The sequence below is a fragment of the Gordonia sp. (in: high G+C Gram-positive bacteria) genome, from assembly GCF_047600385.1.
Classification (GTDB): Bacteria; Actinomycetota; Actinomycetes; order Mycobacteriales; family Mycobacteriaceae; genus Gordonia.
The window spans coordinates 462325-487961 of record NZ_JASGKZ010000001.1; the positions used below are offsets into that span (position 1 = coordinate 462325).

Genomic DNA, 25637 nt, shown 5'->3' on the forward strand with positions numbered 1-25637 from the left:
CCGGCATGTCCGTCGTGAGCACGCCCGGGGTGTACCGGAGATCTTAGGCGAGACGGACGTCACGTCGTGGGAGGCGCCGTCACCGCGCCCCGGGATGCGTCGAGGGCGGTGACCGGTCCGGTCACCGCCCTCGACGAGCGCTGGATACGACGACGGTCAGTTGCCGGCGTTGCCGCTGTTGCCGCCGCGGCCGCGCGGGATCGACTTGGCGATCTGGTTCTCCCAGTAGCCGACGTTGTTCACCGGGTTCTCCACCTCGGCACCGATCGTGTAGCCGGAGATCGACTCGGGCCAGCAGCCCTGGTGGGTGTAGCGGTGCGTGATCGAGGTCTGACCGGCCTTCAGCTCACCCGCGCGGGTCTTGAGCGTCTTGTTGGCCGCGACGCGCTTGGTGGCGCCGCCGAACTCGGTCACCGACACGTTGGTCATGGTGGAGCCGCCGGCGTTGCGGACGCCGATGAAACGGTCGGTCTGCCACACGGGGCCCGAGTTCCATCGCTGGCCCCAGACCTTGAACACGCAGTTCACGCCGCCGATGATCTGCAGATCACCGGGAGGGCCCGCCTGCGCCGGGGCCGCCTCGACGAGAGCGCCCGTGCCCAGGAGGCCGGCGACGGAAGCGCCGACGACGGCTCGTTTGAGAGTCTTCTTCATGATCAAACCTTTCGTCTCTTCCGGTGCGATCCGGACCGGGATCACACCTCAGGTGGCGAGGGAGATCTGCTCCCGCTACGCCTCAGGGCCGAGCCACATCAGCGACTCTCCTCAGTATGACCATCGCACCTGTCACAGCAATTGTTACGGATCCGTTCAGATTCGCGGCGGCGGGGCCGACGATCGCGCTCAGCGCGGAGGCGGCGGGGCCGACGGACGCGGCCCGCCGGGGCCCGCCGGGCCGTTCGGTCCGTGTGAGGGTCCGGCCGGTCCGGGGCCCTGCGGCGGGCGCGGGGCGCCCTGCGGAGGCTGCTCCCCCGGCGGGATCTTCCCGCCGGGCGGCATCGGCGGCGCCCCCGCACCCGGGGGCATTGGCGGGCGGACGGCACCGGGCTGGCCCGGATGGGCGCCGTGCGGGGCTCCGCCGGGTCGCCCGCCGGGTCCGAACCCGGGCTGGCCGGGACCGGCGGGCGCGGGCCCCGGACGCGCCGCACCCCGCTGAGCGGGGCCCGGCGGCGTGGCGCCGACCGGGGCACGACCCGGTGGCACGGGGCCGACCGGACGCGCCGCCGACGGCATCGTCGCGTGCCGCTCGGTCACCGGATCCGCGCGCGCTTCCAGCGTCGCCTTGTCCACGATGAACTCGGTCCGCTCGTCCGCCCCGGTCGAGACCACCTCGGTCGCGGCCTCCGAATCGTCCGTCTCGGGTGCGGCCTTCTCCGCCGAGGCCGGCGCGGCGTCCGCGGACGCCTCCGGTCGCCCGCCGGGGATCGGATCGCCCGCGGCGAGCGGGATCACCGTCTCCGCCGCGCGGGCGGCTCGACGTCGTGCCTCGTCGGTGTCGGCGCCGCGGGCCACGACCACCCCCATCCGGCGCTTGGCGAAGCTCTCCGGCTTCCCGAACAGTCGCAGGTCCACCTGCGGATCGGCCAGCGCCTCCGCGACGCCGGCGAATCGGATGGCCTCCTCGTCGTGCCGCCCGTAGATCACCGCGGACGCCCCCGGCGACACCGTCTCGACGTTCACCGGGAGACCGAGGACGGCGCGGGCGTGCAGCTCGAACTCGGAGAGCCGCTGGGTCGCCAACGTCACCAGACCGGTGTCGTGCGGGCGGGGGCTCACCTCCGAGAAGAACACCTCGTCGCCCTTCACGAACAGCTCCACGCCGAAGACCCCGCGACCGGAGAACGACGATCCGGTGGTCTCCGCGTCGCCCATCGCGGTGACGATGCGGGCGGCGATCGACCGCGCGGTCCCGTAGGCGATCCGGTTCATCGGCTGCGGCTGCCAGCTCTCCACGTAGTCGCCGCCGGACTGCCGGTGCCCGATGGGCTCGCAGAAGTAGGTGGCCAGCTCCCCGGTCTCCGGGTCCACCGCGCGCACGGTCAGCAGCGTCACCTCGTAGTCGAAATCGATGAAGCGCTCCACGATCACGCGTCCGGAGTCGACGCGGCCGCCGGTCTTGGCCGCCTCCCACGACGACGCCACGTCGGCGTCGCTGTGCATCACCGTCTGGCCCTTGCCCGACGACGACATCACCGGCTTCACCACACACGGGTACCCGACCCGGTAGGCCGCCACCCGCAGCTCCTCCTCGGAGTCCGCGAACAGGTACGACGACGTGGGCAGCCCCAGCTCCTCGTCGGCCAGCCGCCGGATGCCTTCGCGGTTGAGCGTCGCCGAGACGCCCTTGGCGCTCGGGATCACCTCGGCGATCCCCTCCCGCTCCACCTCGACGAGCGCATCCGTGGCGATCGCCTCGATCTCCGGGAGCACGTACCGCGGCCGATGCTTCTCGATCACGGCGCGCACCGCGGCCGGATCCATCATGTCGATCACCTCGGCCGCATGGGCCACCTGGTGCGCCGGCGCCCCCGCATAGCGGTCGACGGCCACCACCTCGACGCCCAGCCGCTGCAGCGCGATGGTGACCTCTTTGCCGAGTTCACCGGACCCGAGCAGCATCACCCTGGTCGCGGTCGGCGACTGCGGGGTGCCGAGCACCGTCACCGGTCCTGCCGGGTGCTCGCGGTCCGAGCTCTCCGACGAGGCATCCTCCGATCCGGTGCCCAGCGGTTCCGTGGCCGGTTCGGGTTCCCGTTCCGCCGGGGCCTGCTCGGCCGGGTCCGCCACGGGACGCGCATCCCCCGCATCCTGCTCCGGGGCGGAGTCCGCGGCGGCGGGCGAAGGGGCGTCGGAGTTCTGAGACGACGTCATACTCCCAGTCTACGGCCCCGAGGGCTCCTGCCGGGGCTGCGCCGCGACCGGGTTCGGAATCCGGCGCGGCACGAACAGTCCGGTCGGCTCGCTGCGGCCCCGCAGCACCACGCGGTCGATCTCCTTCCAGCGGGTGCGCTCGGCGCGGTCGGCCGCGGCGACCACCCGTTCGGAGGCCCACGGCACGCTCGGATCCTGTTTGGCCAGTTCGGAGATCCGGGCGCTCTCGTTCACCGGATCACCGATCACGGTGTACTCGAAACGCTGGATCGCTCCGACGTTGCCCGCCACCACCGGACCGTGGCTCACGCCGATCCCGGCCCGCAGATCGGGCACCTCGCTGCGGAGCCGCTCGGCGATCTCCCGAGCCGCCCGCAGCGCGCTGCCCGCCGGGTCCTCGATCGCCATCGGCGCACCGAAGATGGAGAGCACGGCGTCGCCCTCGAACTTGTTCACCAGGCCGTCGGCCCGTTCCGTGGCCTCCACGATCACCGCGAAGAACTGGTTGAGCAGATCCACCACCTCGGTCGGCGACCGTCGGGTGGCCAGTTCGGTGGACCCGATCACGTCGACGAAGACCACGGCCACGGTGCGTTCGGCGCCGCCGAGGGCGGGATCGCCGAGCAGCGCGGCCGCCGCCACGTCGCGGCCCACGTGCCGGGAGAAGATGTCCCGCGTGCGTTCCTGCTCGCGCAGACCCGACACCATGTTGTTGAAACCCAGCTGGAGTTCACCGAGCTCGGAGGCGTCGTACACCACCAGGTCGGTGCTCTCGGCGACGTCGCCCGTCCGCACCTTGGCCATGCCCTCGCGCACACTGCGGATGGGTCCGGTCACGCTCCACGCGAACAGGATCACCGACAGCAGCCCGACGCCCGCGGCGACCGCCGTCAGCACGGTGACCGAGACGAACAGGTGGGTGCGCGAGGTGTCGGTGAAGAAGCCGAACAGCACCACCATCAGGATGCCGACCAGCGGGATGCCGGTCCCCACCAGCCACGACATCACCGCGCGCCAGCGCATGGAGCTGCCACGCCAACCGAGACCGGCCTGCAGGATCCTGGCCGACACCGGCCGCAGCAGGATCTCGGTGAGCAGGTTGCAGACGGCCGCCACCACCAGACCGCTCATCAGGACCACCAGCACGGCCTTGACGATGAGGTTCGGATCCTGCAGCCCGTAGAGCAGCGCCGCGAGCCCCGCCCCGCCCGCCCACAACGTGAACTGCAGCCACAGCAGCCGACGCTGGGCGCGGCGGGTGGCGCGGACGTCGTCACGCGTGGGCGTCTGCTCCCGGACCGACCAGCGCAGGCCGCGGAGCATGATCACGGTGCCCGCGACCACGCCGATGAGCAGCGCGACACCGGTGTAGACGGGCATCGCGACCACGTTGACCAGCAGCAGATCGCGGCGCAGGAACGACGGCTCCGGGATGCCCACCGCCGTCAACGCCACGGCGATGACGATGCCGATCACGTTCGCCAGCACCAGGGCGCCGGTCAGCAGCGTCTGGATGCGGACCCGCTGTCTGCGGCCGCGTTCGGTGGCCGACCCCAGAAGGATCGAGCCGTAGTCCCTGCTGATCCGCGCCACGGTGAGGTTTCTACACCAGTTCGCGACGCACGATGGTCTGCTCCCGACCCGGTCCCACACCGATGCACGAGATGTACGCGCCGGAGAGCTCCTCCAGCCGCAGCACGTAGTCCTGCGCCTTCTGCGGCAGCTCGTCGAAGGTGCGGCAGCCGGAGATGTCCTCGGTCCAGCCCGGCATGGTCTCGTAGATCGGCTTGGCGTGGTGGAAGCCGGTCTGCGTCATCGGCATCTCGTCGATGCGCTCGCCGTCCACCTCGTAGGCCACGCAGATCGGGATCTCCTCGATCCCGGAGAGCACGTCCAGCTTGGTGAGGAAGTAGTCGGTGATGCCGTTGACGCGGGTGGCGTAGCGGCCGATCACGGCGTCGTACCAGCCGCAGCGGCGGGCCCGGCCGGTGGTCACGCCCACCTCGCCGCCGGTGGTGGCCAGGTACTCGCCCCACTCGTCGAACAGCTCGGTCGGGAAGGGACCGGAGCCGACGCGGGTGGTGTAGGCCTTGAGGATGCCCAGCACGGTCTCGATCCGGCCCGGACCGATGCCCGAGCCCACGGCGGCGCCGCCGGCGGTCGGGTTCGACGACGTCACGTACGGGTAGGTGCCGTGGTCGACGTCGAGCAGGGTGCCCTGGCTGCCCTCCAGGAGCACGGTCTCACCGCGTTCGAGCGCCTGGTTCAACAGCAGCCGGGTGTCGGAGATGCGGTGTTTGAAGCCCTCGGCCAGCGCCAGCGTGTCGTCCACCACCTGCTGGGGATCCAGCCCCTTGCGGTTGTAGATCTTGGTGAGGATCTGGTTCTTGATCTCCAGGGCCGCCTCGACCTTCTGGGTGAGGATCTTCTCGTCGAGCACGTCGGCGACGCGGACGCCCACGCGGGCGATCTTGTCCTGGTAGCACGGGCCGATGCCGCGGCCGGTGGTGCCGATCTTGCTGTTGCCGAGGAATCGCTCGGTGACCTTGTCGATCGCGACGTGGTACGGCATCAGCGAGATGCGCGTCGGCCGAGATCAGCAGACCGGTGGTGTCGACGTCGCGATCCTCCAGCCCCTTCAGCTCGGTCAGCAGCACCGCCGGGTCCACGACCACGCCGTTGCCGATCACGTTGTTGACGCCCGGCGTCAGAATTCCCGAGGGGATCAGATGCAGGGCGAAGGTCTCGCCGTTCGGCAGAACGACGGTGTGCCCGGCGTTGTTTCCACCTTGGTAGCGGACCACCCACTGCAGCTTTCCGCCCAGCAGATCGGTCGCCTTACCCTTGCCTTCGTCGCCCCACTGGGCGCCGATAAGCACAATCGCAGCCATGTCAGGTGCTCCTCCTGTTCATGCAGCACCCTACTTGTTGATCGGCGCGGATACCCTATTGGCGTGGTTTCCACCGAGATCCTCCCACCGCCCCCGGGTGCCGAAGCGGCGACGCTGGCCCGCATGGTCAGCGAGGCCGTCGCCGACCCCGCGGTCACGCGACTGATCATCGCACCCCCCGCCGACGGTCCGGCGAACCCCGACGTCTTCTTCTCTCAGGCGGTCGGCGTCCTGATGCGGCACGAGCGGCTCGACGTCGAGGTGGCCTACGTCGCCCCGCGGGCCACCCGGGCCACCCGGAACTACGGCCTCCCGCACGGCGCGGCGGCCCGCGTCCTGGCCGAAGACGGTGCCGCGCAGACGCTTCCGCTGATCCGCGACGACGCGGGCACGGTCCTCGTCGGCTACGCTCGGCACCTGGGCAGACCGGGCGAGGACGGGAAGCCGACCACGCTGCACGGCGAGACCTACGTCGATTCGGAGCGGCTGTTCGACGGCGACGTCCGCGGCATCGTGATCGAACCGATCCCGGACCTCCCCGGCGTCCGCGGCCGCCGGGAGCGGCTGCTCCCCGGCGGCTGGCTGACCGGCCGCGCCGTGCAGACCGGCGGGATCGACCTCGTCGTCGAACGGGAGGGCGTGCTCACCCCGCGCGTGGTGAAACGCTCCTGCTACTACCGCCATCACCTCGACTGGAAGCTGGTCCGCCCGTGAACCACTCCACCCCCGTCGCCACCGCGTTGCGCGCGGTCCGACCCGGCCCGGTGTTCCTGGGACTGGTCGCGGCGACCGCGGCCGGCGGCGTGCTGCTGTGGCTCAGCGGCGACGAGAGCAGCGGCACCGCGATCGGCGGCATGTGGCTGCTGATCCTGGGCGGCTGGCTGATCTCGCTGTGCCTGCACGAGTTCGCGCACGCCTTCACCGCGTTCCGCTACGGCGACCACTCCGCCGAACTCCGCGGCTACCTGACCCTCGATCCGCGCCGGTACACGCACCCGCTGCTCTCCCTCGGGCTGCCGCTGCTGATCATCGTGCTCGGCGGCATCGGGTTCCCCGGCGGCGCGGTGTACCTGCACACCGACCGGATGACCAAGGGGCAGCAGACCCGGGTGAGTCTGGCCGGACCGGCCGCCAACCTGATCCTCGGGGTCCTGCTGCTGATCGCCGTCGCCGTGACGCCGGAGGACGCGGGCACCGCGAATCTGCTGGGCGGCCTCACCTTCCTGGCGTTCCTCCAGATCACCGCCACGGTGCTCAACCTGATCCCGATGCCCGGGTTCGACGGGTTCAACGCGATCGCGCCGTACCTCTCGTACGAGACCCGCCGCAGCGCCGCGCAGATCGCGCCGTGGGGTTTCCTGATCGTCTTCGCGCTGCTGTGGATCCCGCAGCTCAACCGGGCGTTCTTCGACGTGGTCCACGGGGTGATCGACCTGTTCGGGGTCCCGGCGGACCTGATGTACGACGGCTACCGGCTGTTCCTGTTCTGGAACCATCTGGGCTACTGAACCGATCAGGTCCGGAAGTAGTCGTCCAGGGTCACCGTCTGCAGTCTGCGGTACCGGATGATGTCGGTGAACTTCCCGTAGACGTGGGTCACCGGATCGTGGTTGGCGTGGCCGATCACGATGTGCTGCGGGCGGAAGTAGCGACGCGCCATCGAGATCAGGAACTTCTGCGTGACCAGGCCGGAATCGGCGATCGATCCCTCCCACATCGTGGGCACCGTGTAGCCGAGGTCGGCGGCGACCTTGTCGACGCTCGCGTTCCGGTAGCCGAACGGCGGCCGGTAGTACGGGGTGCCGTCGACGCCGTACCGGTTCTTCAGGAACCGTTTGGTCCGACGGAGTTCCATGGCGATGTCCTTCTCGCCGAGCGCGGTCAGGTCCGGGTGCGTCCACGTGTGGTTGCCCAGCTGGACCTGCCCGGACTCGACCAGCGGCGCCAGCGCGGCACGATTCTCCCGCCAGCTGTCGTACCGGCCGGTGACGAAGAACGTGAACCGCGCACCGGAATCGGCCGCCCATCGGCAGTAGGCGCCCACCACCTCGGAGCTGGCGCCGTCGTCGACGGTGAGCGCGAGGTGACGGCCGCGGCCCGGCAACGCGGTGATCGGCGTCTTCCCGATCGGGACCTTCTTCTCCAGCGGGCCGCCGGCCAGCGGGAGGCCGGGCTTCGCGGCGGGCGTCGTGGGCACCGGCCGACCCGTCGTCGCCGTCCCCGGCTCCGGGGTCGGCGAGGCCAGGAGCCTGCCCGGTTCGCCGTCGGATTCGACCGCGCAGCCGGTCAGCGCCGCCGCACCCCCGGCGGCCAGCATCGCGAGGAACGTCCGTCTGTCCATCAGGCGACCTTATCGCCGGACGACGACGACCCCGGGAAGACATGCGCCGCGGAGCCGTCGGAGCCTCACCAGGACAGCTTCGCGCAGCACGCGCCCCGGTCGTCGACCGGATCCACCTGCACCGTGGCGTGCACCAGCCCGTGTCCGGCGAGCACCGTGCGGGCGTCGGCGAGCACCCTCGCGTAGTCGCCGTCGCTCGAGACGTGCACCGTCGCCACGTCCATGCCCGTGGTCACCGACCAGACGTGCAGGTCGTGCACGTCCGTCACGCCGGGCACCCGCGCGAGCTCGGCGGCCACCTCGTCGACGTCGACGTGGTCGGGCGCCTGCTGGTTGAGGATCTTCAGGGCGTCGAACGCCAGCCGGATCGCCCGGGGCACCACCCAGACCGCGATCGCCACCGCCACCACGACGTCCGCGTACCGCCAGCCGGTCGTCGTCATGACCACGCCCGCTGCCAACACGCCGACGCTGCCGAGCGCATCGGCGAGCACCTCCAGGTAGGCGCCGCGCACCGCGATCGAGCCCTCCGCGTCGGCCCGCAACAACAGCATCACCGCGAGGTTCACCAGCAGACCGATCGCCGCGACCGTGATCAGGGTGCCGCCCGGGATCGCCGGGGCGTCGCCGCCGAGCCGCTCGATCGCCTCGTACAGCACGAAGGCGCCGACGCCGATCAGCAGCACGGCGTTGAGGACCGCGGTGAACACCTCGGCCCGGAACCAGCCGAAGCTGCGCGTGCCGGTGATCCGGCCGTGTCGGGCCAGCAGCAGCGCCGACAGCCCCATCGACACCGCGACCACGTCGGTCAGCATGTGTCCGGCGTCGGCGATCAGCGCGAGCGAGTCGATCGCGATGCCGACGAAGAGTTCGACGAAGAAGTAACCGCCGATCAGGACCACCGCCGCGACCATCGGCCAGAGCCTGCGATGCGCTCCCCCGTCGGCCACCAGATCCGCCGCGGTGGGCCCGTGCGAGTGCCCCTCGTGCCCGTGGCCGTGCGCACCGCCGTGCTCATGTGCACCGCCGTGGTCGTGTGATGAACTCATGGCTCGAATATATGCGACTTCACGCATGTATCACAAGGGTCCGGAGACCCGGATCACCCGGTTCGACAGCCCCGACGTCCGCCCCCGGCCGCGCGGGGTCACGACGCGTCGAGCCGCAACTGCGCGATCGCCGACTCCCGCTGCAGCCCCGCCACCATCAGCATGTCGACCAGCAGCGAGCGCAACTCCACCAGCAGGGCGATCTCGGCCACATCGCCGTCGCCGTCGTCCAGGGCCGCCCGCGCATCGTTGATCGCCGGGCGCGCCCGGCGGACGATCGACCGCAGGACCGTCGCCGCATCCGCCTGATCCGGGTGCCCCTTCGGCGGGGCCAGCATCATCTCGCGCAGCACCTCGAACCCCTCCGGCAGCGCGGCGATCAGATCGATCACCGCGGGTTCGACGGCGATGCCGCGCCGGCACAGCCCGTGCGCCCGCCGGGCGCACACGCGGAAGTTGCGCATCGCCCGATCGATCGGCGCGGCCGTCGCGGAGATCACCCCGAGGCGCGGCCGCTCGGACCAGAACAGCGGCGAGAGGGTGACCACCTCGCGGCCCGCCCGCATGTCCGCGTGCATGGCGTCGATCTCGGTCTGCGTCCCCCGCGCCGCATCCAGAACCACCTGGACGTCGTCGGTGTCGCCGAGGCGGAGGGCCTCGGCGAGTCGGCCGGACAGATCGCGCAGGGTCTCCAGCACCAGGGCGGCATCGCGTCTGGCCCGGTGGGCGGGATTGACCGGGATCAGGGCGCCGATCACCAGCGCCACCACGCCGCCGATGATCGCGTCGACGGCGCGCTCGTATCCGGCGGCGTTGCCCGGCGGCAGCAGCGTCGCCACCAGCACCGCCGATGCCCCGGCCTGAGTGGTCATCATCGGTGCGCCGTCGGCCGCCACCGCCACGGCCATCGCGAGCGCGACCACCACGGCGATCTGCCACGGTCCCGAACCGATCAGCGAGATCACCAGGTCGCCGACCACGATGCCGATCAACACACCGCTGATCAGTTCGATCGAGCGGCGCCATCGTCGGGCCAGGACCAGCCCGAGCGATGAGACGGCGGCGATCGGCGCGAAGAACGGCGCCTTGTGCCCCAGCAGGTCGAAGGCGACGAACCAGGCCACCCCGCCGGCGATCGCGCACTGCAGGATCGGCACCAGCGAGAGCCCCAGCCGCCGCAGCCGCCCGGCGACCGGGGCGGGCAGTCGACCGAGCACCCGGGAACGACGCTCCCGGATCCGCGCGGTGGTCATCCGGCTCCCGTCCCTCGTCGAGCCGGACGTCAGTCGAGCCCGAGTTCGGCGATCGCCCGCGGATCGCTGTCGTTCAGCAGATCCAGGCAGCGCAGGTACTCGTCTTCCTCGCCGATCAACTGCGCGGCACGGGCCAGCGCACCGACGCAGCGCAGGAAGCCCTGGTTCTGCTCGTGGCTCCACGGCACCGGGCCGAAGCCCTTCCAGCCGTGTCTGCGCAGCTGGTCCAGGCCGCGGTGGTAGCCGGTCCGCGCATAGGCGTAGGCGGCCGCCTGACGGCTGACGTCGTCCTCGGCCCCGGTCAGCGCCGCCTCGGCCAGATAGGCCCAGGCGATCGAAGCGGACGGGTGCTCGGCGGCGACCGCGGCGGGATCGGCTCCGTTCAGCAGGTCGGACTCGGCGTCGTCGTCTCCGGTGAGCAGCGTCGGCGGCGGTCCCAGCAGGTCTCCGAATGAGGTCATCCTGCCATTCAATCACCCCCGCACACCCGCCCGGCCCGGCACGAGCCACCCGTCATTCGATATTCTCTTGTGCGTGCCGCCGAACCGGCGCCCGAATACCCTTCGATCCAGGACCTGCGCAGCATGCCGACTTCGGACAACGACAAGAACCCTGCCGTCAAGAAGGTGGTCGACGCATTCCGTGCCCGACGCGCCGGCGAGACCGGTGCCTCCGCGACGGACACGGCCTCCGACGATGCCTCCGCGACCCCGATCGTGAAGATCGAAGCCGGTCCCACGCCCGGCGGCGGCGGCTCGGACGCACCCACCAAGACCATCCCGATCCCGGCGGGCCTCCGCGACTCCGCCGACGAGGCTGCGACGCCCGAGGCGAACACCTCCGAGGCGGACGACTCCGGAGCGGACGACGAGGCTCCGGCCGAGGCGCCCGAGACCGAGGACACCTCTGACGCGGATGCGGCCGCCGCGGACGAGTCCGCTCCGGCCGAATCCGCGGAGCCCGAGGACGCCGAGGCCGAGCCCGCTGCGGCCGACACCGAGGCCGCGGACGCTCCCGCCGACGAGCCCGCGGCCGACGAGGCCGAGAAGTCCTCCGGCGGCACCGCCGTGAAGGCCGCCGCAGCCGGTGCCGCGGTGGCCGGAGCCGCCGCGGTCGCCGCAGTGGCCGCGACGAACGACGACGAGCCCGCCGACGACGCGGACGACACCCCGGCCGACGAGGAGCCCGCCGACGACGAGCCCGCGTCCGAGGAGCCGGCTTCCGAAGAGGCCTCCGACGAGGAACCCGTTTCCGAGGAGGACGCCGCCGAGGACGCCGCCGCCGAAGAATCCGCCGCCGAGGATTCGGCCGACGAGGAGTCCGCTTCGGAGGAGGACCCTGCCGAGCCCGACACCGCCGAGGCCGACGACACCGACACCGCTGACGACACCGAGACCGACGACGACGAGGCCGGTGCCGACGACGAGGTGACCGCCGACGAGTCCGCGACCACCGTGCTCCCGGTGAGCCCCGCGGCCGCCGCGGCGGCGGCCACCGCCACGCAGGTGATCCCCAAGCCGAGCGGTGAGACGCCCGCCGCCGACGCGAACGAGGCGACCCAGGTGGTCGACACCACCGGTGTGAACGAGGCCACCCAGGTGGTCGACACCGCCGACGCCACCCCGACCGAGAAGATCGACCGGTCCGCCGTGGTCGCGGCAGCCGCTGCCGCGGCGGCCGCCGGAAGCGCCACCGTCTCCATCACCAAGCCCGGCCAGTCGGCACCGGACCAGCCCGCTGCGCCCGAGCAGGGCTGGTCGAACAGCCCGCACCAGCCCGAGGTGATCCCGCCGGCCGCGCCCGAGGACGGGAAGAAGAAGAGCCGCAAGTGGCTCTGGATCGTCCTCGCCGCCCTGGTCGTGGTGATCGTCGCCGCCGCGGTCTGGTGGCTCGCCTTCGCGAACTCCACCCAGTCGAAGGCCGCCGACGCCGCCGAGAACTACCAGACCGCGATGGAGGAGGGCGACCTCGACACGCTGCGCAACGTCACCTGCGGCGAGGAGTACGAGTTCTACTCCAGCGTGTCCGCCGACGAGTTCTCCCGCGCCTACCAGAATCAGCGCGACCGCGGTCAGCTGCTCTCGTTCAAGAAGATCACCGGCGTGGCCGTGGACGGCGACACCGCCCGGGTCGGCGTCGACGTGACCAACCAGAGCGACGCCACCACCAGCGCCCAGATCACTCTCCACAAGGTCAGCGGCGAATGGAAGGTCTGCGCCAAGCCCTGACCTCCTCCCCGGGGCCGTCTCGGCCCCCGGAGAACACCTGGAGAACGCGAAGCGCCCCTGCCGATCGGCAGGGGCGCTTCGTGGTCTCGACTCCGCTCGACCAGCGAGAGGGCTCGACCGGCGAGAGGGGAGGGGACGATCAGGCGCTGATCGACTTGCCCGCCGACTTGAGGTCGTTGCAGGCCTCGACGACGCGCTCGGCCATGCCGGTCTCGGCCTTCTTCAGGTAGCTGCGCGGGTCGTAGACCTTCTTGTTGCCCACCTCGCCGTCGATCTTCAGCACACCGTCGTAGTTGGTGAACATGTGGCCGACGACGGGACGGCTGAACGCGTACTGGGTGTCGGTGTCGACGTTCATCTTCACCACGCCGTAGCTCAGCGACTCCTCGATCTCGTGCTTCTCCGAGCCCGAGCCGCCGTGGAAGACGAAGTCGAAGGGCTTGGCGCCCTCGGGCTGGCCGGCCAGCGCGGCGGCGGCCTTCTGGCCGTCGTCGAGCACGGACGGCTTCAGCTTCACGTTGCCCGGCTTGTAGACGCCGTGCACGTTGCCGAAGGTGGCGGCCAGCAGGTACTTGCCCTTCTCGCCGGTGCCCAGCGCGCGCACCGTCTTCTCGAAGTCCTCGACGTCGGTGTACAGCTTGTCGTTGATCTCGGCCTCGACGCCGTCCTCCTCGCCGCCGACGACGCCGATCTCCAGCTCCAGGATGATGTTGGCGTTCTTGCACTTCTCCAGGAGTTCCTGGGCGATCTCCAGGTTCTCGTCGATCGGGATGGCCGAGCCGTCCCACATGTGCGACTGGAACAGCGGGTTCCGGCCGTTGTCGACGCGCTCCTGCGAGATCGCCAGCAGCGGGCGGACGTAGGTGTCGAGCTTGTCCTTCGGGCAGTGGTCGGTGTGCAGCGCGATGGTCACGTCGTACTTCTCGGCGACGACGTGCGCGAACTCGGCGAGCGCGACGGCGCCGGTCACCATGTCCTTGACACCCAGGCCCGAACCGAATTCGGCGCCACCGGTGGAGAACTGGATGATGCCGTCGCTGCCGGCGTCGGCGAAGCCCTTGATCGCGGCGTTGACGGTCTCCGAGGAGGTGCAGTTGATGGCGGGGAAGGCGTAGCCGCCCTCCTTGGCCTTCGTGAGCATCTCGGCGTACTTCTCGGGGGTGGCGATGGGCATGGGGGTGCGTCCTCCAGATCGGTGGTCTCTCGCGGTGGCGAGCTCTCGACCCTTTGATTATGGCAGGCATCGGCGACGGCCGGTGAGGTCCGTCGGCCCCCGGCTATTCCACCTCGTGCGGGCGGTTCCGGACACGACGTACGACGAAGACGACCACGGCCGCCACGACGACGGCGACCACGATCCACTGCAGCACGTCGGCGTAGCGCTGCACGGTCTCCCAGTTCTCGCCGAGGAGATACCCCGCGAGGATGAACACCGTGTTCCAGACGGCGCTGCCGATCAGGGTGAGCACCAGGAATCGGGCGACGGGCATGCGCTCGATGCCCGCCGGAACGGAGATGAAGCTGCGGAACAGGGGGATCATCCGGCCCAGCAGGACGGCCTTGTCGCCGTGGCGGTCGAACCAGGCCTCGGTGCGGTCGACGTCGGCGATGTCGACGAGCGGCACCTTCACCACCAGCCGCCGCATCCGGTCGCGGCCCAGCCGGGCGCCGAGCAGATACAGCACGAGGGCTCCGACGATGGATCCCGCGGTGGTCCAGAAGATCGCCCCGAGCAGGGTGAGATCTCCGCGGCCGGCCGCGAATCCGGCGAGCGGCAGGATCACCTCGCTGGGCAGCGGCGGGAAGATGTTCTCGATCGCGATGGCCAGGCCCGCCCCGAACGCGCCGAGCGACTCCATGAGTGAGACCGCCCAGTCTGCGGTGGCGCCGAGCCACCCGGAATCGGTGTTCACACCCCGGAATCTACGGGAGTCCGACGACGGCGGACGATCCGCTTTCAGCGAACCCGAACCTTCGCCGCGGCGCCGCGGCCGTCGAGGAGATGCGCGACCGTCGAGAAACGGAGCAATCTTCCCTTAAGGGATGATAATCACAACTCTGGCTTTAGCCTTCTTCCAGGTCGACTCGCTATTCTGACTGTCTGTGACCCAACATCTTCTCGCCGAGACGACGATGAACGTGGCCCTGATGCCCGGCTTCATGGACCCCTACACCCTCATCGGATGGTTCGGGGCCTTCGCCTTCTGGGGGCTGCTGCTCGTCATCCTCATCGAGTCCGGCGTCCTGTTCCCGGTCCTTCCCGGCGATTCGCTGCTCTTCGTGGCAGGCCTGATCGCCGCGGGCAGCGCCACCGGCGAACACGCCGAAGCCGTCGCCAACGCGAACTTCGACCTGTGGAAGCTGTGCGTCTTCATTCCGGTCGCCGGCATCCTCGGCGGCCAGATCGGATACTGGATCGGCCGCTACGTCGGCACGTCGATGTTCAAGCCCGACGCGCGCTTCCTCAAACAGCGCTACCTCACCGAAGCCAGCGTCTTCTTCGAAGAGCGCGGTCCGCTGACCATCTTCGTGGCCCGCTTCGTGCCGATCGTCCGCACCCTGGCGCCGATCGTCGCCGGGGCCGCCAAGATGCGCTACCCGGTCTTCGCTCTCTACAACATCGTCGGGGCGATCATCTGGGGCGCCGGCATCGTGCTGCTGGGCTACTGGCTGGGCCAGTTCGAGATCGTGCAGAAGCTGATCGAGCCGATCTTCATCGCGATCGTGCTGGTCTCGGTGCTGCCGATGGTGCTCGAGTGGTGGCGTCGTCGTCGCAACTCGCGGCCGCCGTTCCCCGAGGAGGACGTCCCGATCGACGGCCCCGCCGCCTGACCGCCAGCCGGTTCACAGGACGGCCGGAGCCGCCGTACAGGCTTCCCCGCGAGGCTGGGTGCATGACGACGATCACGCACCCGGCCTCGTCCGCATCTCCGACCCGGCCTGAGGCCCCGCCTCGGACCGTCCAGCTGGTGATCCTCGACTCCCCCGCCGCCCACCGCTACGCACGCGCCCTGGCCCGGAACGGCGTCGGCTTCGGCGTCGTCGGCGACCGGGCGAGCGACGTCGTACCGTTCCTGACCGGTTCCGGGGGCGGGGTCGTCGCACTCGTGGCCGATCCCGACGACCCCGGGCAACTCGCCGACGCCGTCGACCGCGTCGAACGGCGGCTGACGGCCCGGGCCGTGCTGATCCGGCACCACGGCGACCCGCTCCTCGCCGCGGCCCCGTCCGCAGGCCGCGCCCCGGTCACCAGGCGCGGTCGAGATCTGCGTACCGGGTGACCCAGGCGTGCATCACGATCCCGGCCGCCACCCCCGCGTTGATGCTGCGCGTCGAACCGAACTGGGCGATCGAGACCGTCATCGCCGCCGCCGCGGACGCCTCGTCCGTCACCCCCGGCCCCTCCTGCCCGAACAGCAGCAGGGCGTTCTCGGGGAGTTCGGTCTCCTCCAGCCGGACCGCGCCCGGGGTGTTGTCGACGGCCACCACCACGAGATCGTTCTCCCCGGCCCAGGTCACGAGGTCGTCGACCGTCGCGTGATGCCGGATGTGCTGGTAGCGGTCGGTCACCATCGCCCCGCGGCGATTCCAGCGGCGTCGTCCGACGATGTGCACGGTGTGCGCCAGGAAGGCGTTCGCGGTGCGCACCACGGTGCCGATGTTGGCGTCGTGGCCCCAGTTCTCGATCGCGACGTGGAAACCGTGCCGACGGGTGTCCAGATCGGCGACGATCGCCTCGCGCGACCAGTAGCGGTATGCGTCGACGACGTTGCGGCGATCTCCCCCGGCGAGCAGCTCGGGGTCGTGGCGCGGGTCGTCCGGCGGCGGGACGTCGTGTTCGTCGTGCCAGGGGCCGACGCCGACCGGCTCGCCGATCCCGCTGCGCCATTCGGTGGGCCCGGCGCCGGAGTCCTCGGTGGGACCGCTCTCGGCGGGGCTGTTCTCGGGCAAGGAGAGGCTGCCCGGGGTCAGGCCAGGTCGAGGTCGCCGAGCCCCAGCAGCGAGCGGTACGGGACGCCCAGCTCTTCGATCACGGCGTCGGCGCCGGTGGCGCGGTCCACGACGGTGGCCACCCCCGTCACGATCGCGCCGGCTTCACGGGCTGCGACGACGGCCTGCGACGGCGAAGCACCGGTGGTGGAGGTGTCCTCGACCACCAGGACGCGACGCCCCGCGACGTCCGGGCCCTCGATCCGCCGCTGCATGCCGTGCGCCTTGGCCGCCTTGCGCACCACGAAGGCGTCGATCGGGCGGCCGTCGGCGTGCATGATCGACGTCGCCACCGGATCCGCGCCGAGGGTCAGTCCGCCCACCGAGACGTAATCCCAGTCCGCGGTGAGCTCGCGCATCAGCGTGCCGATCAGTCGGCTCGCCTCGTGGTGCAGCGTCGCACGGCGCAGGTCGACGTAGTAGTCGGCCTCCTTGCCGGACGAGAGCGTCACCCGACCGTGCACCACGGCCAGCTCTTTCACCAGTTCGGCGAGGCGGGCACGCGCAGCCGTGTCGAGGGCGGGGGCAGCCGGATCGGCCATCGTGAACGTCTCCTGGAAGTGTCTGGGAAGCGGGTGTCAGTCGCGGTCGTGCTGGCCGGACATCGGCGGCAGATCCTGCGGATCCACGCGGTCGCGACCGGCGCGGGCGGCACCGAACGGCGTCGGTCGCGCCGAACGCTGACCGCCCGGACGCGACGACGGGCGGTCGCCGTAGCCCGACGGCGCGGCCGCCGGCAGATCGGACGACTCGTCGTCGAACGCCGGAGCCGGTCGACGCGGCGTCTCCGCGGGCACTCCGCCGCGCGGTGGGGCCGTGCGCTCGCGCTGCTGCTTGTCGAGCAGACCGGTGGGCACGTCCTCGACCGGTTCCTGCCGGACCGGCACCGCACGCTCGGGCACCGCGTGTTCCAGCGCGGAGCGTTCCGGATCGGGCTTCCCGTCGGCCAGGACCGGCAGCGCGCGGAGCAGGTCGGCGAACCGGCGCACCGTGTCCAACGCGACGTCGAGCATCTCGCTGTCCGAGGTCAGCGGCATCGAGCCTAGTGCCCAGTTGCCCTCGTTCCAGAGGATCTCGATGTAGTCCGGCGTCGACGTGGCCAACTCCACCATGCGACGGTCGCAGACCCGGCGCGCCGCATCGAGGTCGCTCGCGAACATCACGCGGGAACCCATCGCGCCGAGCAGGTCCACGTCCTCCTCGGCGGGAGCCAGGACGTCCTCGTAGCGCAGATCGACCGTCACCGGCGATGCGGTCGAACGACGCACGGCGACCACGGTCGCGGTCTCGTCCAGGTCGAACACCACGGCTTCGGCGCCCTCGTAATGGCCGTAGGCCACATCGCGGACCACGACGTGCTCGGGCACTGCCATGGCCGCACGGCCGAACGCCGAACGCAGCTTGCTGTCGGACTCGCGGTACTTGAAGGAGTGCGCCTCGCCCCACACAGCACGCTGGTGATGCACTTTCTCGGACCGGTTACGGTCGAGCCAGAGCAGGACACCGGCGCCGACGAGCGCGAGGGCCGCAATCACGAAATAGACGGTAGTCATCGCAGATAGCCTACTATCGAACGCTCACGCAGCGCTGGCTGACTCGGTCCTCGGCACGTCCCGGAGCGACTCGGCGCAGGCGGAACCAAGGAGGAACGACGATGAACGCACAGTCCCGGAACGCGGTCGACGCGCTGGCGGACTCGGTCGATGTCACCCTCATCGAGTCGCTGACCTGCAGGTTGATCGAAGCACCGAGTGTCAACCCGGGCGGTGTGGAGCAGCCCGCGGTGGACGTCCTCGCCGCCGCGTGCCGCGAGTCGGGGTTCGCCGTCGACCTGCACGAGGTGTCCCCGCAGCGCCCCAACCTGCTCGCCACCGCCGGCACCGGTACCGGTCCGGGGATGCTCTTCCTGGGCCACACCGACGTCGTGCCGCCGGGCCCCGGCTGGACCGGCGACCCGTTCACCGCCCGGCGCGACGGCGACCGGCTCATCGGACGCGGCACGTGCGACATGAAGGGCGGGCTCGCCGCGATCGTCGCCGCGATGGCCGCGCTCGCCCGCGCCGCCGAGTTCGGGATCACGCTCTCCGGCCCGGTCACGCTCGCCGCCACCGTCGACGAGGAGGAGCTCAACTCCGGCAGCCGCCACCTGGTGCGGCAGCCGCTCCCCTCCTTCGCGGGCTGCATCGTCGCCGAACCGACCTCGCTGCAGGTGGTCCGGGCCTGCCGCGGGGCGTCGTACATCGACATCGCGATCACCGGCCGCGCCGCCCACTCCGGGCGTCCGTCGGACGGGGTGAGCGCCATCGCGGCCGCCGCCGCCGTGATCGGACTGATCGACGACGACCAGGCCGCCCTCGCCCGGGACTCCGACCCCCTGCTGGGCCACGGCACCTGGAACGTCGGCCTGATCCGCGGCGGCCAGGCCATCGCCGTCGTCGCCCCCGACTGCTATCTCGGGGTGGACCGACGGCTGATGCCCGACGAGTCAGTGGAAGGCGTCGCGGCCCGGCTGCGCACGGCGATCGAGGCCGCCGGGATCGGCGACGGCGGTGCGCGCGTGGAGGTGCGGCCGACCATGGAGCTGCCCGGTTTCACCACCCCGCACGACCACCCCCTGGTGCAGGCCGTGGCCCGGGCCGTCACCGACAGCGGCGGACAGACCTCGATCGGCGGCTGGACCGCCGCGTGCGACGGCGGATACGTCAGCCGCGACCTGCACGTCCCCACCGTCGTGATGGGCGCCGGCGACATCAACACCCAGGCGCATCAGCCCGACGAGTCGGTGAGCCTGACCGAACTGGCGATCGCCGCGCGGGCGTACGTGCGCGCCGCCGTCGACCTGCTGTCGGTCGACTGACGGCGGAGTCCACCCGGACCGCGACACTCAGGCCGCGTCGCGGACGCGGATCCCGACGCTGCCGACGCGCGGGTGGAACAGCCGCGAACCGCGGATCATCAACGCGCCGACGATCCCGTACTTGCGCGCGAGCAGCGAGGCGACCGTGTCGGCATCGACGATCTCGCCGACACCGGCGAGCTCCGGCCCGAAGGTGTTCCGCCCCGGTCGGTCGCACGCCTGCACCCGCACCGCGGGGTCGCGACGCAGCCGCTTCACCTTCCAGGTGTCCGCGGGCGTCCAGAAGACCAGGTCGTCGCCGTCCGGCGCCGCCCACATCGCCGTCGACACCGGGGTCCCGTCCCTCCGGTAGGTGGTCAGCAGAACGAATCGGTTTCCCTTGCCCAGATCGGCGACGCGCGTGTCGGTCATGGATCAAGACAATCACGGATCCGGCGGGCCGCACCCCGGGCACCGCTCAGAGCTCCGGCCAGTCCCGTTCCAGACCGGCCAGGATGAAGGCGATCTTGGTGTCGATCGCACCCCGATCGAGCCAGGTGTCGTCGGGCCGCAGCATCGTGTCACCGTCGCCGAGCGCGTTCCGGATCCGATCCAGTCCCGACTCCCCCCGATCGTCGACCGCACGCATCGCCTCCACCGACAGGTGCGATGCGAAGACGGTGTCGCCGAGGAAGTCGAGGGCGAACATCGACTGCCCCCGCGTCCTGCCCTGCGCCGCCAGCGCCGCGGCATAGGCCGCGAAGACGTACTCGATGCGCGACGGCGCCGACGGGAACGTGTACACCAGCCGGGCCAGACCGGGGAAGTCGTCGCACACCCGCCAGCACTCGTCCGCCCACAACTGCAGCACCTCGCGCCACCGGAGACCCGGCTCCGGCAACGCGATGGTGGCCCCGGCGGCGTCGAGACAGGCGATCACCAGATCGTCCCGCGAGGGGAAGAGCCGGTAGATCGCCGGCGTCACCACGCCCAGCCGGTCGGCGACCGCCGAGAGCTTGAAACGGTCGATGCCCTCGGCGATCGCCGCGGCCACGACGTCGTCGGCGGTGAAGGCGGGTTTGCGGCCCACCTTCCGGCCCCCGCGGACCGGCCCGTTCGACGTCGTGTTCACGGATCCAGATTAGTCGGCGGAACCCGGCCCGCCGGTCAACTCCCAGCCCTGCGCGCTGTGCAACCGGTGCCAGAACCGCGCGTACGTCCCGTCCTGGGCGATCAGCTCCGCATGGGTGCCCTGCGCCTGGACCCGGCCGTCCTCGGTGAGTGCGACGATCTGGTCCGCCGCCGCGATCGTGTCCAGGCGGTGGGCGATGATCAGCACCGTCGCCTGCTTCCGCAGCTGTTCCACGGCGGCGACGATGTTGGCCTCGTTCTCCACGTCGAGGGCCGAGGTGGCCTCGTCGAGCAGCACGATCGGCGACTTCTTGAGCAGCGCGCGGGCGATCGCGACGCGCTGCCGCTCACCGCCGGAGAGCGCCTTGCCGCCCTCCCCCACCGGCGACGACCAGCCGTCCGGCAGTCGCTCGGCGATCTCGGTGACGCCGGCCAGGTCGGCGGCCGCGCGGATCTCCGCCGGGGTCGCGTCCTCGCGGCCCACCGCGACATTGGCCTCCAGCGTGTCGTCGAACAGGTAGACGTCCTGGAAGACCATCGAGAGCTGCCCCATCAACTGCTCGGTGGTCTGCTCGCCGACCGGGACGCCGCCCACCCGCACCACGCCGGAGTCCGCGTCGTAGAACCGGCTGACCAGGCGGGCGATCGTCGTCTTGCCGCAGCCGGACGGGCCGACGAGGGCCACCATCGTCCCGGCCGGCACCGAGAGCGAGACGTCGTCGAGGACCGGTTCCCCCGGCGCGTAACCGAAGGTCACCCCGTCCAGCTCCACCGAACCGGGTGCCGTCAGCGTCGCGGGAGACGCCGGTTCGGGCAGCGGCTCGGAGGTGAGCACCTCGTCGATGGCGTCGAGCAGCGGACGCCTCGACTCCAGGCTCATCGCGGTCTCCGTGATGGTCGACAGCGTCGAGGTGAAACGGAGCGCCAGACCGATGAACGCCAGCGCCGGAATCGGTTCGAGCGAACCGGACACCGCCAGCGACCCGGTCACCGAGATCAGCGCGACGATCACGCCCTGGGTCACCGCACCGCTGAGCACCATGCCCACGGTCTCGATCCACATCGCTCTGATCCGCGCGATCGTGGTGTCCTCGAGGGCGTCGTCGAGCGGAGCGAAGTGTCGGCTCCGGCCGCACGACCGCAACGCGCCCTGGCACTGCGCGTATTCGACGATCCGGTCGGCCAGGTTCACCTCCTCGGGTTCGTGGATCCGGCCGCCCCGGCGCATGAGACTCGTCGAGACCAGGGTGATCAGCACGAACACCGGGGCGGCGACCGTCAGCACCAGGCCCAGCAGCGGATTCCAGAACCAGGCGGCCACCACGATCACGAGCCCTGCGGTGATCCGGGAGACCAGCGGGCCGATCATGTGCGCGAAGATCTCACCGGCCTGCATCAGCTCGGTGGACACCATGCGCGAGAGCCGCCCGGCCAGCGGACGGGCGAACCAGCCCAGCGGCTGCTTGGAGACCTGGTCGCCCACCAGCCGGTGGATGGAGTACAGGAAGTCCAGGGCGACGGTGTACGTCAGCCGTTCCTGGAGGTAGATCAGGGCGAAACTCGCCGCCGCGAGCACCGCGAAGACCACCAGCCAACCGCCGGTGCGCAGCCCCCACACCGGGTCGCCGGACGCCAGCGCGCTGATCGCGGGCAGCAGCGCCGCCAACGCCAGCCCCTCCGCGAGGCCGCTGCCCACCGCCGCGGCCAGCGCCGGGCGCAGGGCCTCCGGTCTGGCGACCATCCGCTTCATCCGCGGGACGATGTCGATCAGGGGAAGGTTCATCGGTTCTCTCCTGCGTCGTCGGCGAGGCTCGCCGTGGTCGATCTCCACAGATTCGCGTAGCCGGGCTGCGCCATGAGCCGGTCGTGGGTGCCGGTGGCGACCACGCGCCCGCCGTCCACCAGGACGATCTGGTCGACGCCCTTGATCGCCTCGGGCCGGTGCGCGATCAACAGCACCGTCTTGCCGCGGGAGAGCTCCGACAGCGCCTGCTGGACCTGGTGCTGCGACTCCGGGTCGGTCAGCGCGGTGGCCTCGTCGAGGATCAGCACGGGAGCGTCGACGAGGATCGCCCGGGCGATCGCGATGCGCTGCACCTGCCCGCCGGACAGCCCGGTGTCGGCGCCGTAGACGGTGTCGAAGCCGCGGGGCAGCGCCTCGATCTCGTCGAGGATCCGGGCCGCCCGCGCGGCCTCCCGGATCTGCGCGTCGGTGGCGTCCGAGCGGCCGAGCGCGATGTTGTCGCGGATCGAGATCGACGGCAGCTGCGGATCCTGCAGGACGAATCCGACGTGCGCATAGAGGTCCTCGATCTCGGACACCGGGACGCCGCCGAGCAGGATCCGGCCGCGCCGGGGGTCGTCGAACCTGGCCAGCAGTGTCGCGATGGTCGACTTGCCCGACCCGGACGGGCCGATCAGCGCGGTCACCGTGCCCGCGGTGAGCGTGAAGGAGACGTCGTCGAGCGCCAGATCCGACTCGTTCCCGCCGTACGAGTAGCTGACGCCGTCGAAGACCACGTCGTGACCGTCGGGCTCGGAGCTCCGGTCCCCCTCGGCCGACGTCGACTCGGCCAACGTCGGGGTCTCCAGCAGGTCGGTGATCCGGCGCGCCGAGGCGCCGGCCATCTGCTGCGACCACATCGAGTTCATCAGCACCTCGATGCCGTACGGGATGAGCAGGGCGATCAGCGAGGTGGCGAGGACGTCGGCCGCGGTCACGTCGCCGCGACCCACCAGCCAGGTGCCGCCGCCGATGTTGATCAACAGCAGCAGCGGCACCGACAGCAGCGACATGCCCAGCGAACTGACCCGGAGCAGCGGCTTCACCCAGGCGTAGTAGAACTCCTGGAAGTCGTGCGCGGACTCCTGGTAGGCGCCGTGGGCGCGGCCGACCCGGCCGAACGCCTTGACCACGGCGATGCCGGTGACGAACTCCACCATGCGCGCCGAGACCACGCCGAGTTTCTTGTCCATCTGGACGGTCTTCTCGCCCATCCCCCGCATGCCCAGCCCCATGGCCGCGGCGTACAGCGGAATGGTCGCGATCGCCAGGAGCCCCAGACGCCAGTCGACGACGAACGAGTAGACCATCAGCGCCAGCGGCATCACGACCGCCTGGGTGCCGTCGACCGGCTGATGCGCGATCAGGTGGTGGACGGCGCCGATGTCGTCCTGCAGCGCTTTGCGGACGCGCCCGGAGTTGGTCGAGGTGAACCAGTTCAGCGGCACCCGGGAGAACCGCTGCACCATCTGCTCCCGGATCAGGTGCCCCAGCCTGATGTCGGCGAAGTGCGTGATGCCCAGCGCCAGGAAGTAGACGAACAGGCGCAGGGTGAAGGCGACGACCAGGATCCGGATCCAGCGGTTCACCTCGTCGCCATCGACGGCGACGCCGTCGTGCGCCGCCTCGACCAGGACGTCGCCGACGTTCACCAGCGCGATGTACGGCACCACGGCGAGGATGCCGGAGATCACCGCCAGGATCCGGCCGGTCGTCAGCCGCCCGGACACCGGGCTCATCAGTCGTTTGAGCGCCTTCGCGTCCGCGCGCTGCTGCACGCGCGGATCGGTCGGCGCGTCGTCGTCCGGTTCACGGACCGGTGGCGCTTCTGCCGTCGTCATGACTCTCCTCGTCGCCGCCGAGCGGCTCAAGTAGTTAGGTTTGCCATACTTATTAATAAAGCAGATTCACAATAAGGTCGACGACGAGGTCCCGCAAGCCCCGAACACGCCCGCAAGCCCCGGACACGAAGGAGCGCCACCCCTTCCGGGATGGCGCTCGATGTTCTGTGCGGAGGCAGCTACACGACGTCGCGCACGCGGATCCCCACCGTGCCGCCCGCCCCGCGCCGGAGTCGCGAACCGAGCACCGTGATCCGGCCGACGATCCCGTACTCGCGCACGATCGCCCGGGCCGCGGCAGCGCCGTCGACGACCTCGCCGACCCCGGCGACCACCGGCCCGCTCACCTTGTTGCCGCGCGCATCGCAGGCCTGCACCAACACCGAGTTGTTGCGCCGCAGGCGCTTCACCTTCCACGAGTCCGCGACGGTCCACAGCAGCAGGTCGTCGCCGTCACGGGCGGCCCACAGCGGCGAGGCGACCGCGGTGCCGTCCTTCTTGTAAGTGGTGAACATGACGTACTCGGATTCGGCGATCTGGGCGACGGTCGGCGTGGTCATCCTCCCAGGGTATCGGCGACCCGAGCGGAGTCGCCATCGACGAGGAGGCCCGGTGACCGGGAGAACGAGACGAGGAGACCCGGGGTCCCATTCCGCCGGAACCGGGCCGATCCGATCGGCAACCGACATACTCTCTCCGGCATCCCGCACATTCGGTCCGAAACGTCACAGAACGAGTCCCCCATGACCACTGCCCCGCCCGCCGCCGACCGCCAGAACCGCTGCATCGGCGTCGTGGAAGACCACCCGGTGATCGTCGACGGATTGCGCGCCACCCTCACGGCCCATTCCCACCTCCGGATCGTGGCGAGTTCGTCCACCGTCGACGCACTGCTCTCCGGCCTCGCGGCGGAGGCGACGACGACCCGCCTCGACCTGGTGGTCCTGGACCTGCACGGCCTGCCCGACGGGTCGACTCCGGCGGCGAACATCGCCGCACTGCACGCCGCCGGCATCGCGAACGTGCTCGTGTACACGTACGGGGAACGCCGCGATCTCGTTCAGGAGGCGGCCCGGGCCGGCGCCCTGGCGGTGATCCGGAAGACCGAGCGCAGCGATGTCGTGGCCGATGCGATCCGCAGAGCCGCCGACGGCGAATCGGTCGCCTCGATGGACTGGGCCGCGGCGATCGACGCCGACGCCGAGTTCCGACCGAGACTCTCTCCGCGGGAGAGCGAAGTACTCGAACTCTATGCCAGCGGAGAGACGGCGCCCCGGGTCGCCGACCTGCTGCAGGTGAAGGAGTACACCGTCCGCGAGTACATCAAACGGGTCAAGGAGAAGTACGCCGCGGTGGGCCGCCCCGTGTACACGAAGTTCGATCTGCGGACGGTCGCCCGCGAAGACGGAATCCTCTGAACGAC

General features: G+C 70.8%; 24 protein-coding genes and 1 pseudogene. 7 read left to right on the forward strand and 18 right to left on the reverse strand.

Annotated elements, in window-relative coordinates:
- Positions 1-156: 156 nt before the first annotated feature.
- From QM809_RS02075 to QM809_RS02090, 4 genes and pseudogenes are all read right to left on the reverse strand, one after another.
- Positions 157-654, reverse strand: a complete 498-nt coding sequence (locus QM809_RS02075) for a hypothetical protein (protein WP_415044188.1) — start codon at positions 652-654, stop codon at positions 157-159.
- 189 nt (positions 655-843) lie between these two features.
- On the reverse strand, positions 844-2871 hold the full coding sequence (gene purT / locus QM809_RS02080; protein WP_415044189.1) for a formate-dependent phosphoribosylglycinamide formyltransferase: 2028 nt from the start codon (positions 2869-2871) through the stop codon (positions 844-846).
- A 9-nt stretch (positions 2872-2880) separates the two neighbouring features.
- Positions 2881-4464 carry an adenylate/guanylate cyclase domain-containing protein gene (locus tag QM809_RS02085; RefSeq protein WP_415044190.1) on the reverse strand — a complete coding sequence of 528 codons (1584 nt, stop codon included), beginning with the start codon at positions 4462-4464 and terminating at the stop codon, positions 2881-2883.
- A 10-nt stretch (positions 4465-4474) separates the two neighbouring features.
- Positions 4475-5762: pseudogene (locus tag QM809_RS02090) on the reverse strand (adenylosuccinate synthase).
- A 123-nt stretch (positions 5763-5885) separates the two neighbouring features.
- Between QM809_RS02090 and QM809_RS02095 the strand changes: the two are divergent.
- Both QM809_RS02095 and QM809_RS02100 read left to right on the forward strand, forming a co-directional pair.
- Positions 5886-6476: a hypothetical protein gene (locus QM809_RS02095; RefSeq protein ID WP_415046987.1), complete on the forward strand. Its 591-nt coding sequence runs from the start codon at positions 5886-5888 to the stop codon at positions 6474-6476.
- Complete coding sequence (locus tag QM809_RS02100) at positions 6473-7270, forward strand: site-2 protease family protein (RefSeq protein WP_415044191.1); 798 nt, start codon at positions 6473-6475, stop codon at positions 7268-7270. Before QM809_RS02095 ends, QM809_RS02100 begins: the two co-directional genes overlap by 4 nt.
- A gap of 5 nt (positions 7271-7275) precedes the next feature.
- Here the strand turns inward: QM809_RS02100 and QM809_RS02105 are convergent, their stop codons facing one another.
- The 4 genes from QM809_RS02105 to QM809_RS02120 form a co-directional block, all read right to left on the reverse strand.
- On the reverse strand, positions 7276-8103 hold the full coding sequence (locus tag QM809_RS02105; protein ID WP_415044192.1) for a polysaccharide deacetylase family protein: 828 nt from the start codon (positions 8101-8103) through the stop codon (positions 7276-7278).
- A gap of 65 nt (positions 8104-8168) precedes the next feature.
- The gene (locus QM809_RS02110) at positions 8169-9152 is read right to left on the reverse strand and encodes a cation diffusion facilitator family transporter (RefSeq protein ID WP_415044193.1); all 984 of its coding nucleotides are present in this window, start codon (positions 9150-9152) and stop codon (positions 8169-8171) included.
- Between the two features lie 98 nt (positions 9153-9250).
- Entirely contained in the window at positions 9251-10405 is a 1155-nt protein-coding gene (locus QM809_RS02115; RefSeq protein ID WP_415044194.1) for an FUSC family protein, read from the reverse strand.
- Between the two features lie 29 nt (positions 10406-10434).
- A complete protein-coding gene (locus tag QM809_RS02120; protein ID WP_415044195.1) occupies positions 10435-10866 on the reverse strand; it encodes a DUF3151 domain-containing protein in 432 nt (143 codons plus the stop codon).
- Positions 10867-10989: 123 nt separating this feature from the next.
- On the opposite strand from QM809_RS02120, the gene QM809_RS02125 reads away from it, so the two are divergent.
- Entirely contained in the window at positions 10990-12633 is a 1644-nt protein-coding gene (locus QM809_RS02125) for a DUF4878 domain-containing protein (protein ID WP_415044196.1), read from the forward strand.
- A 139-nt stretch (positions 12634-12772) separates the two neighbouring features.
- Here the strand turns inward: QM809_RS02125 and fbaA are convergent, their stop codons facing one another.
- Positions 12773-13807 (reverse strand): class II fructose-bisphosphate aldolase, encoded by a 1035-nt coding sequence (gene fbaA / locus QM809_RS02130; protein WP_415044198.1) that lies wholly within the window; start codon positions 13805-13807, stop codon positions 12773-12775.
- A gap of 103 nt (positions 13808-13910) precedes the next feature.
- Positions 13911-14492, reverse strand: a complete 582-nt coding sequence (locus QM809_RS02135) for a DedA family protein (RefSeq protein WP_415046988.1) — start codon at positions 14490-14492, stop codon at positions 13911-13913.
- Positions 14493-14766: 274 nt separating this feature from the next.
- Here QM809_RS02135 and QM809_RS02140 point away from each other — a divergent pair, with 274 nt between their 5' ends.
- Together QM809_RS02140 and QM809_RS02145 are read left to right on the forward strand one after the other, a co-directional pair.
- The gene (locus tag QM809_RS02140; protein ID WP_415046989.1) at positions 14767-15465 is read left to right on the forward strand and encodes a DedA family protein; all 699 of its coding nucleotides are present in this window, start codon (positions 14767-14769) and stop codon (positions 15463-15465) included.
- Between the two features lie 62 nt (positions 15466-15527).
- Positions 15528-15914: a hypothetical protein gene (locus QM809_RS02145; protein WP_415044199.1), complete on the forward strand. Its 387-nt coding sequence runs from the start codon at positions 15528-15530 to the stop codon at positions 15912-15914.
- On the opposite strand, the gene QM809_RS02150 is transcribed toward QM809_RS02145, so the two are convergent.
- Genes QM809_RS02150 through QM809_RS02160 form a run of 3 tightly spaced genes read right to left on the reverse strand, consistent with a single transcriptional unit; the run spans position 15880 to position 18176 of the window.
- Positions 15880-16584: a TrmH family RNA methyltransferase gene (locus tag QM809_RS02150; RefSeq protein ID WP_415044200.1), complete on the reverse strand. Its 705-nt coding sequence runs from the start codon at positions 16582-16584 to the stop codon at positions 15880-15882. The two genes, QM809_RS02145 and QM809_RS02150, sit on opposite strands and share 35 nt — an antisense overlap.
- A gap of 17 nt (positions 16585-16601) precedes the next feature.
- The gene (gene pyrE / locus QM809_RS02155) at positions 16602-17165 is read right to left on the reverse strand and encodes an orotate phosphoribosyltransferase (protein WP_415044201.1); all 564 of its coding nucleotides are present in this window, start codon (positions 17163-17165) and stop codon (positions 16602-16604) included.
- Between the two features lie 36 nt (positions 17166-17201).
- A complete protein-coding gene (locus QM809_RS02160) occupies positions 17202-18176 on the reverse strand; it encodes a hypothetical protein (protein WP_415044202.1) in 975 nt (324 codons plus the stop codon).
- A gap of 101 nt (positions 18177-18277) precedes the next feature.
- Between QM809_RS02160 and QM809_RS02165 the strand changes: the two genes are divergently transcribed.
- The gene (locus QM809_RS02165) at positions 18278-19480 is read left to right on the forward strand and encodes a M20 family metallopeptidase (protein ID WP_415044203.1); all 1203 of its coding nucleotides are present in this window, start codon (positions 18278-18280) and stop codon (positions 19478-19480) included.
- Between the two features lie 27 nt (positions 19481-19507).
- Here the strand turns inward: QM809_RS02165 and QM809_RS02170 are convergent, their stop codons facing one another.
- The 5 genes from QM809_RS02170 to QM809_RS02190 all read right to left on the reverse strand — a co-directional run bounded on the left by QM809_RS02170 (position 19508) and on the right by QM809_RS02190 (position 24774).
- Entirely contained in the window at positions 19508-19891 is a 384-nt protein-coding gene (locus QM809_RS02170; RefSeq protein WP_415044204.1) for a PPOX class F420-dependent oxidoreductase, read from the reverse strand.
- Positions 19892-19937: 46 nt separating this feature from the next.
- The gene (locus tag QM809_RS02175) at positions 19938-20591 is read right to left on the reverse strand and encodes a TetR/AcrR family transcriptional regulator (protein ID WP_415044205.1); all 654 of its coding nucleotides are present in this window, start codon (positions 20589-20591) and stop codon (positions 19938-19940) included.
- Positions 20592-20600: 9 nt separating this feature from the next.
- On the reverse strand, positions 20601-22373 hold the full coding sequence (locus QM809_RS02180; RefSeq protein ID WP_415044206.1) for an ABC transporter ATP-binding protein: 1773 nt from the start codon (positions 22371-22373) through the stop codon (positions 20601-20603).
- Positions 22370-24214, reverse strand: a complete 1845-nt coding sequence (locus QM809_RS02185; RefSeq protein ID WP_415044207.1) for an ABC transporter ATP-binding protein — start codon at positions 24212-24214, stop codon at positions 22370-22372. The genes QM809_RS02180 and QM809_RS02185 overlap by 4 nt, the downstream gene beginning before the upstream one ends.
- A gap of 179 nt (positions 24215-24393) precedes the next feature.
- Positions 24394-24774: a PPOX class F420-dependent oxidoreductase gene (locus tag QM809_RS02190; RefSeq protein ID WP_415044208.1), complete on the reverse strand. Its 381-nt coding sequence runs from the start codon at positions 24772-24774 to the stop codon at positions 24394-24396.
- 183 nt (positions 24775-24957) lie between these two features.
- Between QM809_RS02190 and QM809_RS02195 the strand changes: the two genes are divergently transcribed.
- Positions 24958-25632: a LuxR C-terminal-related transcriptional regulator gene (locus QM809_RS02195; protein WP_415044209.1), complete on the forward strand. Its 675-nt coding sequence runs from the start codon at positions 24958-24960 to the stop codon at positions 25630-25632.
- Positions 25633-25637: the final 5 nt, after the last annotated feature.